Origin of the sequence: Tolypothrix campylonemoides VB511288_2 (genome assembly GCF_045999855.1) — a bacterium.
GTDB lineage: Bacteria > Cyanobacteriota > Cyanobacteriia > Cyanobacteriales > Nostocaceae > Scytonema > Scytonema bouteillei_A.
On the sequence record NZ_JBFPMW010000004.1, the window covers coordinates 767162 to 779758 of the forward strand.

Genomic DNA, 12597 nt, shown 5'->3' on the forward strand with positions numbered 1-12597 from the left:
GAGAGCAACGTCTGGTTATGCGTCAGCTAAATCGCCTTTTTGGTGAAATCGATGCATCATTAACTCAACAAATTAGAAAATTATCTATAGAACAACTTGAAGCATTGGGAGAAGTCTTATTAGACTTTTCTGAAGTGGCTGATTTACAAACTTGGTTAAATCAATCTTAAGAATACAAACCCTTAGATCTTCCGCTTTCTTCAAGCGGGGGTCTGAGTTGACAACCTGTCAGAAAATTTGAGAATCAATCAAGATATAGATAAAGACGACAGGGAGTTAATTATGCGATTAGAGCCGCTTTATCAACGCCATCGAGAACAAGCCAAGGAAGAGGGACGGCTTGAAGGACGACAGGAGGGACGGCTTGAAGGAGAGCAACGTCTGGTTATGTGTCAGCTAAATCGCCTTTTTGGTGAAATCGATGCATCATTAACTCAACAAATTAGAAAATTATCTATAGAACAACTTGAAGCATTGGGAGAAGTCTTATTAGACTTTTCTGAAGTGGCTGATTTACAAACTTGGTTAAATCAATCTTAAGAATACAAACCCTTAGACCTCCGCTTTCTTCAAGCGGGTAACTGAGTTGACAACCTGTCAGAAAATTTGAGAATCAATCAAGATACAAATAAAGACAATCGCGAATTGCTGTATGCAATTAGAACTAGTTTATCAGCCCAATAGAGAACAAGCTAAGGAAGAGGGCGACTTGAACAAGGACTTGAAAGAAATTATTTCATTTACACAATGCGCCAAACTTTTTTCGCCAATTGAGTTAGTAATTCCTGGCGTTTTTCAATAGATTCAGTATTCCAGTCACTAAATGGCTCTAAATCTCTTACCGCACGATCGACAGCTGTATTAACACCAATGTTTACTTTCTCTGCTATAGATTTGGTAATTAAAAACTTCGATTTAGGGTAAGCTTTCTTTTTTTCTGTAAATGATTTATTTTTTATTGAGCGATTAATTGATCCTTCAAGTAATGTAAGATTTCCAAGTTTTTGAATATATTTTTCAATTTCAGCAGGTTTATCAAATAAAGATTTATCCTTATTAACTGTTTGAGATAAAATATGTTCTATTTCTACTGTATCATTAATATAATTCTTTAAATCAGTATAAGCTCCAATACTTCCGTATGCTTCTTCATCAATATACTGCGTTAATTTTGCTAAAACGTATTGCAACATTTTCTTTCTAATAGAAGATTTACTGAACTGACGGAAGGCTAGCTCAAACTGTTTAGATAGTTTTTGTTTAGCAGGTTGAAGCTCGTTGAGTATAAATTTTTCTAGCTCTATTTTATTAGAGACCTTACGTAGCTTTCCAGTCCACTGAGTGAATAAGGTTTCGAGCCTGCTAGTACCCTCTCGTGTAACTATATGAACAAATAAAAAATTTTCTATTTCTTGACATAATTCTGTAAAAAGTTCTATTGATAAATGCTGAGATGCTAATAGTAATGTCAAATGTTGTTTGGTAGAAAGGTAAGATATATTTAACAAATAACGATTTAGATGACCATATTTATCTTGTCCATTTTTAAAGTATAAAAAAGCTTGAGCAGAATTAACAAGGCTATCAACGAATTCCAAAGGGTTTTCTGTATACCCGCATATATCTTTATTTTCAACAAACCAATCATATATTCTATCTTCTCTAAGCCGTTCGCCTGACTCATATTTTGCAGTTATAAAGTAACGAAGAAAGCGTAAAGGCTTTTCATCAGCTTTAAATAGTAAGCTAATCATTTTTTTCCATTTACTTTTTAATTTCTCAAAATCCTTACTATTTAAGTGCATAAACATTTGGTTTTTTAGCAAATCCATTGCATCCAAACCTATTCCACGGTTGTTAATTGTTTCAAAAACTGTAAGTGCATGGGATACACTTTTTGTTTCTACACGAACAACCTTTACATTTTGAGTGAAGCGAGCATAAAACTGTTTAATTTCTTGGATATCTTCGTCAAATTTTTCTTTAAAAAAATCTAGAATAAATTTATAAGCTTTTTTAATTTTTTTGATAGAACTAGAATCTGGAACTTCATCAAAATCTTCTTTCATTGCAATTTTTTTCAAAACATCACAACTATCATATTGAAGTTCCACTCTATCTCGAAATACTTCATTTCCATTTTGATCCACAAATGAAGAGGCAATTAACTCTTTCACCGAACCAACAGTTTCTTGTGGTTTGAGCTTTTCTCGATAATCTCTTATAGAACAGAGAATTAAGTATGCAGTTGTCATTCGCTGCTGTCCATCAATTAATTCATAAGCTCTATCTGAACTGCACACAATAATACTGCCTATAAAATACTCCCATCCTGTACCGGATTTGTTTCTCTCAAATTCTTGATAAATATCTTCAAGAAGCTCTCCAACTTGTTTTTCTTCCCAAACATACTCCCGCTGATAAGCTTTAACTACATAAAAATCTTTAAAGAGTTCTCCCAAAGTATAGTCACGAGATTCAATTATCGCCATTTCTGTATCCTGAAAAATAAAAAGTTATGTTTTATAAAATCAAGAATGTTAAACAGTGAATATGAATTGTATGCTACATACTGATAAAATATATAAAATTTACTAAAAATTTACGTAATTCTCATATCTTAAAAAACGATAGCTATGCCAAAAGAAGTTCTTAACTGAACTAGGAGCTTGGTTTACTGCCTCAATTAATAAGATTCTGGCATGAATTTAAGAAAATTGGGAAAAAAAGTAATTTGAGACTTATACCAATTTTCTATGAAGATGCATACAATTAGCCTGCGAAGCGCCCCCTTTGTTTGTATAGCCCCACCCTTCTAGAATGAGGGCAATAATGTGCAACTTCACATAGAATTGGTATTAGTTTATTGAATTGGATAAACTGCGATCGCTCCATTCCCGTTACAAAACTTATTCTCTTAACTGCGAGCTTGCTCCAACCCATTCACCATTAATACGATGGACGACTAGTTATCAACTGCAACAGTTTCAGCAGAGTGACGTATTGGGAAATTGACAGAATTAGCAATAAAGCACATTTTATGAGCTTCTTCGTGCAAACGGGTTGCTGTTTCGATGTTTGCGCTGTTAGCGATCGCCACACGAGGTTTGAGTGTAACCTCAGTAAATCGTCCGCTTCCATTATTTGTCTCTTCCATGACACCAACTGGACGATCGACGTAATCCATGACAACGATTTTTGCACTAGCACACAAATGAAGATACCAGAGCATGTGACAAGCAGAAATTGATGCCAACAGCAGTTCCTCTGGATTATACCGTGTTGGGTCACCACGAAAAGATGGGTCAGACGAGCCATAAATTATAGGTTTGTCTTGACTTTGAATCTCGTGGTTGCGGCTGTATGCTCGGTAATTTGCTGTTCCTTCCCCAAGATTACCAGTCCAAGCGATCGCAACCGAGTAACTGTGAAATTTTGTCATAAGGTCAGAAAAAGTCAGAAAAGGTAGGAAATAGTCTTAAGATGCTTGCAGGGGCTGCAACATTTGCGGAACACGGGAAACAACTCTTGATGACAAGTTATAGAAAAACAACGAGAGACTCTGTTCTCCCCCATGGTAACCAATTGACTGCAAGCAAACGGTAAATAATACCTTATCTACCAAAAGGAAATATTAATTTATGTTAATCAGTCAACATCACCTATTTTTTAAACCTAATTTTAAAATGACTGAAACGATTGAAAACAAAATTTATCTCAAGAATATAACAAACAGTAACAATTTTGAGGCTTCTATTAACAATTTGCCAAAGTTTATCAAAATTCAAATCTTTTAAATTTTTAGATTGAGCGGGATTGGTAAGACAAACCAGGGAATGAAAAGATTTCTTTCCTTTGCCCCTAACCCCTGAACCTTCGCGGAAGAATCAAAGAAAAGGTTATTATGAGCATCTTAGACTTTCCACGCTTGCACTTTCAAGGCTTTGCCCGCACCCACGCCCCCACGGGACATAAAAACGGTTTGGTAGATCTGAGTACCAACACAGTTTATATGAATGGCGAACGTTTCGATCGCAACCGTCCTTTATCTGAATACCACGAATATCTTCAAAGCTTGGGACCTCGGTTTAATGCTGAAGGACAATGGGATGAAAACGGTTCTTTCAGTATGGCAAAGGGATGGGATTTTGGCGGAAACGGTCACTTTGCGATCGAAGCAAAAATTGTCAGTACCCAACGCGAAGCAGGACAAGTTGACCAGCAAGATCCAGCGGTCGGACGCAGCATTGATATGTGGGGACACTTCAATGATTACTTAGCCACAACTTTCAATCGCGCCCGGATCTTTGATTGCGATCCTGCTTCCAATTGGACAACCACAATTATGGTCGGTCAACTGACTTTTGGAAGACAGGGTGTATCCCATGAAGTCCCATATATGCTCTCTGCTCCTGTTGAAGGGATGCAACCCGCTCGCTGGCAAAACTTTAACTACATTCGAGAATTGCCAGAACATCCCTTGAACGGTGAGTTTAAGCGTGCAGAAGTCTATCAATTCGTCATACCCAAAGACGCCAAAGATGTGCTTTGGGGTGAAGAAACAGCACTTTCACCAACCGTTTCCCTATTACGTTCTGCAATGGAGCGAGAAGATGTGTTGGGAGTGGTTGTACAGTTTAGCTTAAGCAATATGTCGGCTCCGTTACAACCCGACTCACCAGTTTTTTGGCATTTACATGGAACTATCGGTTTGTGGTGTGAAGGTGAACTGAAGACTTACCCACAAGGTCGGTTGTTAACTCCCCGTCATATCTTTCAAAATCCGGAAGACAGAACGCTGTCTAACCTGACAGTTGCTATTACCCCTCAAGGCGCTAGCTTGAATATGGTGACAGCAGTCCCTTGCAACGGACGTGCAATTCAAGCAGGACCGGGACCTACTCATGCGATCGCTTCCAAGCTTGACTTGGGTGAGTTGGAACTGCGTACAGTAAAAAGCCAGCGATTGGTAGCACGCATTCCCAAGGAAGCATACCAACAACCAGCACATCAACTGACAAGTGGAATTGTAGACGTACCTTTAGCAGAACCCTTTGAAAATCTGTGTGATGAGATCGAACATCAGGGCTTGTGTATTGTTGGAACACATCCCAACGGTCAGCGACAGATTTTAGTTCGGGAAGAGGAAATTAATCTCCAAGTTAATGATGCTTGCTTGTTTGTTGAATTTCCAGATGAAAAGCGTGGGTTAGACTACTCTGTAGAATTAGAGGTGAGGTCTTTTGTCCGGGGTCGTCCCGCACCTGTGGAAACAGTCTACTTGCACCAATTTTACAATCCTAAAGGTTTGCCGCAGTTACGCTATGACTTCGATCGCAATCCAGAGAATGTCGGGAAAACTTTCCACTTTCCCCAAAGTCTAGACATCGTACATTTCAAACCCGGTAAGCGTGAGGAAATGGGCGATTTTACTGCTAAAAGTACTATCGCAACTGATGAACAAGGACGCGGTTGGGTGACTGTGCGGGGAGTTCAATCGGGGACTGCAAGGGTACTGCTATCAACACGGGCTGACGAAATACCGGGCGATCCTTCACTTACAGACCGAGCGATCGTTAGCTACGATAACGAAGATCGCCTTGGCTTCTGGTCTGGGGCTGGTTCCTTCGCCGTTCGAGTCTTGACTAACGATTGGCACTTAGAAGACATTCCAGATGAGTCAGTAGACTTCAACCTCATTTACAAACATATCCTAGCTTTCTACGAACTTTCCTTTTCCTTCATGAAAGCCGAGGTCTTCAGTTTAGCGGACAAATGCAAGGTCGAAACTTACGCTCGCCTCATGTGGCAAATGTGCGACCCTTGCAACAAAAACAAAACTTATTATATGCCACCCACACGAGATATGTCCCAACCTCAAGCAATGCTTTTGCGTAAATATTTGCAAAACCAACAGCGAGTGGGCTATGTTCCCGAAACCAAGCCAACACCAAAGAGCACTCAACGCACCATTCAAACTCGCGATGAACTCGTAGCCGCCCTGCGACACGCTGCAGAACTTGAGGTTGCAGTGATGTTGCAGTATGTCTACGCAGCATACTCCATTCCCAACTATGTCACGGGTCAAGAGTACGTGCGTCGGGGCTTGTGGACTCCCGAACAACTGCGTCTGGCTTGCGGTGACGGTCAGGAGGGACACGACTATGGAATGCGGGGCGTGTTGTTGGATATCTCCCGTGAAGAAATGGTTCATTTCTTGATGGTTAACAATATATTAATGGCGATTGGCGAACCTTTTTATCCAGCTATACCCAATTGGAATGAAGCGAATCGACGCTTCCCAATTGAAGTGGACTTTGCTCTAGAACCCTTTGGTCCATCTAGCTTGCAACGATTCTTACAATTTGAATTGCCTGACTTTTTAGTTGAAGATTTAGCTCATGAAACTGAACCCAACGATCCTAGCGTTGATCAGCTGCATAGTTATGGTTCGTTGAGCGAACTGTATCGCCAAATTCGTACTGCGATCGAAAATATTCCAGATTTAATTGTTGTTAAAAAGGGTTGCGTTGGTGGCGAACACCACCTATTCTTACGAAAAGATACTAATAAATCTCATCCCGATTATCAGTTCCAAGTAGACGACGTCAACAGTGCTCTCTTTGCCATTGACTTAATTGTCGAACAGGGAGAAGGTTGTGAGGTGGATTCACCTAAGTTTGAAGAATCTCATTACCAAAAATTCCGGCGCATTGCAGATGCACTGGCTCGCGAACAAACCATTGATGCGACTACCGGGCATAAATTACCTTGGACTCCAGCATATCCCGCGTTGCGTAACCCCACGCTCCATCACAAAGATTACAGTTCTACTGTTGTGACTGTTCCCCAAACCAGGGCCGTGATGCAAATTTTTAACGAGTCTTACTATTTAATGATGCAACTGATGGTGCAGCACTTCGGGTTAATGCCTCATGGTAGTATGCGGCGATCGAAGCTGATGAATCCAGCTATTGATGTGATGACAGGTATGATGCGTCCCTTGGGTGAACTGCTGATGACTATGCCTTCTGGGAAACGCGGGAAAACAGCTGGTCCTTCTTTTGAGATTGCCCACCCACCTACATACATTCCCACACCAGAGATTGCATATCAAGCGATCGCAAGTCGATTTGAACGCCTGAGTCATCAAGCAAGAGAATGCGAAGTCATCCCCAGCATGGTTTACGAAATGTTTGATTTCTACGCGAGATATTTTGAGGATTTTGCAAAAAATCCCCAGCACATATTCGGTTAATAAACTTAGGGAAAAGTTATGAATAATATTGAAACAGATGTTCTTATTGTTGGCGGCGGACCAGTCGGGTTATCAACAGCACTTGAATTGCGTTACCAAGGTATCAATTGTATCCTCATAGAGCAATCCGATGGAGTTGTCACTGACCCTAAAGTTAGCACGGTAGGACCCCGCTCTATGGAGCTTTACCGACGATGGAGTATCTCTCAGCACATACGCAATGCTGGATGGCCTGTCGATCATACTTTAGATGTTGCATGGGTAACGGCAGTAGGAGGTTATGAAATATACCGCGTACCTTTTCCATCTTATGCTGAGAGAAGCCTACCTGAATACACGCCAGAACCAGAGCAAGTTTGCCCTCAAAATTTGGTCGCACCCGTTCTGATGGATGCTTTGGGACAATATCCATCAGGAGTTATTAAACTTCTTTGTCGTTTGGAAAGCTTTGAACAAACGGATGAAGAAGTTGTCGCTAAGGTGACAAACATAGATTCAGGAAACACGGAAATCATTCGTGCTAAGTATATGGTGGCTTGCGATGGTGCTCGCAGTATAGTCCGTAAAGCTTGTAACGTTGAAACTCCATCATTCCATCCCACTCAACTGTTTCAAAGCGTTGTCTTTAACGCACCAGAGCTAGCAAGTCAATTGGGCTCGCGCAATGCTATGGTTTTCTTCCTGGTTAACCCCAAGTTACAAGAACCACTCCGCTCTGTCGATGGACGGGGATCGTACCGTCTCATTCTGAAACCAAAAGAAAACGGTGAGTTGCGCGACCCAGAAGAAGCTGTTCGAGAAGCGATCGCGATCGATACCCCCATTGAAATTGTTTCCAATCTCAAATGGTATCTCACCCATCGCGTTGCTGACAAATTCCGCCAAGGGCGCGTGTTCTTTGCAGGCGATTCTGCTCATACACTCTCACCTTCTGGTGGTTTTGGCATGAACACGGGGATATGTGATGCACTCGACCTGGGTTGGAAACTAGCTGCTACCCTCAAAGGTTGGGGCGGAGAAAAATTGCTCGATACCTATGAGATGGAAAGACGTCCTATTGCAGTCCGAAACCTCGAAGAAGCAAATGCTAACCTCCAACGCGGTCAAAAACGTGCTGTTCCCCCAGCAATTACAAGCGATTCTCCCGAAGGCGAAGCAATTCGGAGATCCATGGCTGAAGGTTTAGAGCGCAGTAACGTTAAGCGCGAATTCGACGCACCAGGGGTTCATTTTGGATTCCGTTACGAGTCAGCGATCGTTATCCCTGATGGTACGCCTCCTAACAGCGATCCTTTCCAATGGACTCAAAATAGTTATCCCGGATCGCGAGCACCCCATGCATGGTTAGCACCTGACAAATCTATATTGGATCTTTTTGGTCAAGGGTATGTGCTGCTGTGCTTCCAAGAACAACAAGGAACCGAAGCTTTTGCCAAAGCTTGCTACGACAGACGCGTTCCACTGACAATCACCTTTATCGAAAAACCGGAAATTGCCCAACTTTATGAAAAAGCTTATGTACTCGTGCGACCAGACGGACATGTTGCTTGGAGAAGCGATACTTTACCGAGCGATCCAGGTACTCTTATCGATCGCGTCCGAGGCTACTTTTCATGATGAAACTCTACTATGCCCCAGCCTCATCCTACTCCCAGCGAGTCCTCATCGCTCTTTATGAAAAAGACGCAGCTTTTACACCTATAGAAGTTAATCTTTTTGACAAAGAAGAGCGATCGCAATATACAAAAATTAATCCTTTTGCCAAAATCCCCACGTTAGTAACCGAATCCGGTCAAATACTATTTGAAGCTTGCATCATTATCGAGTATCTCGACCAAAAGTTTCAGAACAAACCCCATCTCATCCCACAAGAGCCAAAGCTAGCTTTAGAGGTACGAATGCTCGAACGGATCGTTGACGCGTACATCAACCGAGGACGTGAAGCGTTATTTTCCGACACTCAGCGTCCGGTGGAAGAACAAGGCAGTAGTGAGATAAAAAAAGCACATCGATTACTAGAGACAGCGTGCTTGCAACTAGAAGAACGATTGTCTGATAGAACTTGGTTGGCTGGGGAAGAGTTTTCCCTTGCAGACTGTGCGGCTGCACCCACCTTAAGTTACCTGCGTATGGTTTACAGCTACAAGCATTTCCCTCAATTAACAAATTACGTTCGGCGTTTGGAATCCAGACCATCTGTGGCAAAAGTTCAAAACTCCGGACGAGAGCAAATGATACAAATGCTGTCTGCGTTAAAAAACCCTCTTGAATTAATGCCATTGGATAATGGCTAATGGCTAATGGTGAGTCCAGCCCTGAAGGCGGGTTTCCCGCCGTAGGGGACTGGTGAGACCAGCCCTGCAGGCGGGTTTCCCGCCGTAGGGGACTGGCGAACCCGAAGGGCGAACCCGAAGGGCGAACCCGAAGGGCGAACCCGAAGGGCTAATGGCTAATGGTAATTAACAATTAGCAATTAGCAATTAGCAATTAGCAATTAACAATTAGCAATTAACAATTAACAACTAACGGAGCCAAAAATGACCGTTTCTACAATTGAAAGACTTAACCCATTTATACCTGAAGTCATCGCAGATCCCTATGCAGTCTATCGGCGCTACAGAGAAGAAGACCCCGTGCATTGGGGAATTTCTGCAAATCCTCAATTGCCTGGTGCTTGGTATATCTTCCGTTATGACGATGTTATGCAAGTGATGGAAGACCGCAGATTTGGTCGCGAAACTTTGAACGAACGAGAGGATGTTGAAACTACGCCAGTACCAACGGCATATAATGCGTTCCTCTCTCTGGTAAGTAACTGGATAGTTTTCCGGGAACCACCCAATCATACACGGCTAAAATCTCTAGCTAGCAAGGCATTCACCCCAAAAATTGTCGAAAACATTCGTCCAGCCATCTACCAAATTGCAGACAATCTGCTGGATAAAGTTCAAAACCGTGGAGAATTGGATTTGGTTGAGGATTTCGCTTTCCCTCTGCCAACCAAGGTAGTTGCTATTATGCTGGGTGCTGACCCAGAAGACCTACCATTGTTTCGTGAATGGGCTCTTGCTATGCAGCATGCCAGTGCTTCCCGTTTGAAACCACCACCAGAAGTTTACGAACAGGCAAACCGTGGTGCTCAATCATTTATCGACTATTTTACTCCTCTAATTGCAGAGCGACGTGCCAATCCACGGGAAGATCTGATCTCAGCTTTGGTTAAGGCTGCTGATGAAGGCGACAAATTGAGTGACTTTGAAATCGTTGCTACTTGTACTCACTTGTTGACGGCGGGACATGAAACTACAATCAATCTGATTGCTAAGGGGACACTGGCGTTACTTCACCATCCAGAAGCACTCAAAAAGTTACGCTCCCACCCCGAATTTATCCCTGCGGCAGTAGAAGAGTTCGTCCGCTACGACACCCCCATCCAGATGGTAACACGTTGGGCTTATGCAGATGTTGAGGTTGGTGGGAAGTTAATCCGGCGCGGGGACAGTGTAGGCGTCATGCTTGGCTCTGCTAACCGAGATCCCGCTCAATTCAAGAATCCCGATGTTCTAGATATACAGCGTCAAGACAACAAACACAGTGCTTATGGCGGCGGTATCCATTACTGTCTTGGTTCGTCGTTAGCCCGCGCTGAGGGTCAAATTGCTATAAATGTCCTGCTCAACCGTTTACCAGAACTTCGTTTGCTAGACGAGAAGATTCAGTGGGCTAACAATATCGTGTTTCACGGTCCCAATCATCTCAGGGTTGCTTTTAATAAACCTGTAGCTTAAGGACGTATCGGGTTAAATAGTTATTGCAAAAGAGCATTTTTCACTCATAGATTCCCGACTTCTTGAAGAAGTCGGGAATTTTGCATGAGGTCATAAAAAGTCAGAAAAGGTCTGAACTCACGCTGGAGAGCTATTTGGTTTCCGAAAACTCTTTAGTTCTTGATGGTAATTAAACATAGATGAGATTCACTTGAGATGTTACGCTCCCAGCCAGAACTGATTCTCAAAGGCAATAGAACTATTGTTGGCAATATTGTAATACATATAAGGATCGAAATGATTGAACAACTTTCAACAAAGCCTGAGAAGAAAACTTGCCCCCATCTTGGAGAAGCTTACCAACCCTTTGCTAATCCACAATTGGAGGAACCTTATTCATTTTATAAACATGCAAGAGTTGAGGAGCCACTATTTTACAGCCCGTTGTTAAACGGCTATGTTCTTACTCGTTATGATGAGATCCTAACTGTATTGAAAGACCCAGCACGCTTTTCTTCGACAGATACTCTCAGCCCGATTGTCGAATTTACGCCTCAGGTGTTTGAAGTACTGCGTCAAGGCTTTCCCTTGGTACGCGATTTGGTTGATAGCGATGGCGAAGAACACAAACGCTTACGCGCTCCTTTGATGAAAGTGTTTGCACCAGAGCGCCTTGAGGCTATGGAAGATTCTATTCGCGCTATTGCTAATAGGCTGGTAGATAGTTTTGTCAATGATGGTCAGGCAGACATCATATCGCAATTTGCTTATCCTCTGCCTCTTGAGGCTATCCTCACTATGTACGGTATCCCATTAGATAGGATGGCAGAACTCAAGCAGTGGTGCTATGACATGAATGCTTTGATATCGTCTTTTCTAACGCCAGAAGAACAGGTGCAATGCGCTCGCAGTATGGTGGCGATGCAGCATTTCGTTGCAGGTTTAATCGAGGAACGACGGAATGCACCTTGCAACGACTTAATTAGCAATGTACTTACCTCTAACCTGAATATGCCGGAGTTGGTGAGAATTTTAATGGGCTTAATACAAGCAGGACATAAGACGAGCTCCCATTTGATTGGGAATGCCTTAAAACTCCTACTGGAACGTCCCCAATCGTGGCAGGCTATTTGTAACGATTTATCGCTCATTCCTGCTGCTTTGGAAGAAGTACTCAGGTACGATGCTCCAGTCCCAACAATGAGTCGCACAACTACCCAAGATGTGGAACTCGCGGGAGTTGAACTACCCAAAGGGACTCGTATCTTTTTGATGTATGCTTCCGCTAACCGCGATGAAACTAAGTACAGTAATAGCGATCGCTTTGAGATTGAACGTTTTAAACAACCACAAGCTCACCATCTCGCATTTGGTCACGGAGTCCATCACTGTATTGGTTCAAATTTAGCTCGTCGCGAAGCAAGAATCGCTCTGGAAATCTTGTCTTCGAGATTGCCAAATCTGCGACTGCGCCCAAACCAAAAATTTACCCACGTGCCAACAATGATCTTCCGTGGTTTTACACGTCTCGAAGTGGAGTGGGATATCCCTCAACAAAGGTGAAACCCATTA

At 42.6% G+C, this 12597-nt stretch carries 8 protein-coding genes and 1 pseudogene; 7 read left to right on the forward strand and 2 right to left on the reverse strand.

Translation table 11 applies throughout. The annotated features are described in order from the left end of the window. Positions 1-170, forward strand: a 170-nt coding sequence (locus tag AB0756_RS15910) for a DUF4351 domain-containing protein (RefSeq protein WP_408019890.1), incomplete at its 5' end; no start/stop codon positions are given. Between the two features lie 46 nt (positions 171-216). After that, positions 217-540: pseudogene (locus AB0756_RS15915) on the forward strand (DUF4351 domain-containing protein); the annotation flags it as partial. Between the two features lie 200 nt (positions 541-740). Here the strand turns inward: AB0756_RS15915 and AB0756_RS15920 are convergent. Both AB0756_RS15920 and AB0756_RS15925 read right to left on the reverse strand, forming a co-directional pair. Further along, positions 741-2492: a DUF262 domain-containing protein gene (locus tag AB0756_RS15920; RefSeq protein ID WP_038075826.1), complete on the reverse strand. Its 1752-nt coding sequence runs from the start codon at positions 2490-2492 to the stop codon at positions 741-743. Positions 2493-2965: 473 nt separating this feature from the next. Then, positions 2966-3442 (reverse strand): OsmC family protein, encoded by a 477-nt coding sequence (locus AB0756_RS15925; protein ID WP_038075828.1) that lies wholly within the window; start codon positions 3440-3442, stop codon positions 2966-2968. 462 nt (positions 3443-3904) lie between these two features. Between AB0756_RS15925 and AB0756_RS15930 the strand changes: the two genes are divergently transcribed. The 5 genes from AB0756_RS15930 to AB0756_RS15950 all read left to right on the forward strand — a co-directional run bounded on the left by AB0756_RS15930 (position 3905) and on the right by AB0756_RS15950 (position 12588). After that, on the forward strand, positions 3905-7258 hold the full coding sequence (locus AB0756_RS15930; protein WP_038075831.1) for a ferritin-like domain-containing protein: 3354 nt from the start codon (positions 3905-3907) through the stop codon (positions 7256-7258). Between the two features lie 18 nt (positions 7259-7276). Continuing rightward, positions 7277-8875 carry an FAD-dependent monooxygenase gene (locus tag AB0756_RS15935; RefSeq protein WP_038075840.1) on the forward strand — a complete coding sequence of 533 codons (1599 nt, stop codon included), beginning with the start codon at positions 7277-7279 and terminating at the stop codon, positions 8873-8875. Next, positions 8875-9552 carry a glutathione S-transferase family protein gene (locus tag AB0756_RS15940; RefSeq protein ID WP_038076099.1) on the forward strand — a complete coding sequence of 226 codons (678 nt, stop codon included), beginning with the start codon at positions 8875-8877 and terminating at the stop codon, positions 9550-9552. The genes AB0756_RS15935 and AB0756_RS15940 overlap by 1 nt, the downstream gene beginning before the upstream one ends. 243 nt (positions 9553-9795) lie before the next feature. Next, complete coding sequence (locus AB0756_RS15945) at positions 9796-11046, forward strand: cytochrome P450 (protein WP_038084538.1); 1251 nt, start codon at positions 9796-9798, stop codon at positions 11044-11046. A 276-nt stretch (positions 11047-11322) separates the two neighbouring features. Continuing rightward, positions 11323-12588 (forward strand): cytochrome P450, encoded by a 1266-nt coding sequence (locus AB0756_RS15950; RefSeq protein WP_038084555.1) that lies wholly within the window; start codon positions 11323-11325, stop codon positions 12586-12588. Positions 12589-12597 lie beyond the last annotated feature (9 nt).

Excerpts from the sequence above, each read along its gene's own strand:
- AB0756_RS15920 (WP_038075826.1), bottom strand. The coding sequence starts at position 2,492 with ATGGCGATAATTGAATCTCGTGACTATACTTTGGGAGAACTCTTTAAA.
- AB0756_RS15925 (WP_038075828.1), bottom strand. The coding sequence starts at position 3,442 with ATGACAAAATTTCACAGTTACTCGGTTGCGATCGCTTGGACTGGTAAT.
- AB0756_RS15930 (WP_038075831.1), top strand. The coding sequence starts at position 3,905 with ATGAGCATCTTAGACTTTCCACGCTTGCACTTTCAAGGCTTTGCCCGC.
- AB0756_RS15935 (WP_038075840.1), top strand. The coding sequence starts at position 7,277 with ATGAATAATATTGAAACAGATGTTCTTATTGTTGGCGGCGGACCAGTC.
- AB0756_RS15940 (WP_038076099.1), top strand. The coding sequence starts at position 8,875 with ATGAAACTCTACTATGCCCCAGCCTCATCCTACTCCCAGCGAGTCCTC.
- AB0756_RS15945 (WP_038084538.1), top strand. The coding sequence starts at position 9,796 with ATGACCGTTTCTACAATTGAAAGACTTAACCCATTTATACCTGAAGTC.
- AB0756_RS15950 (WP_038084555.1), top strand. The coding sequence starts at position 11,323 with ATGATTGAACAACTTTCAACAAAGCCTGAGAAGAAAACTTGCCCCCAT.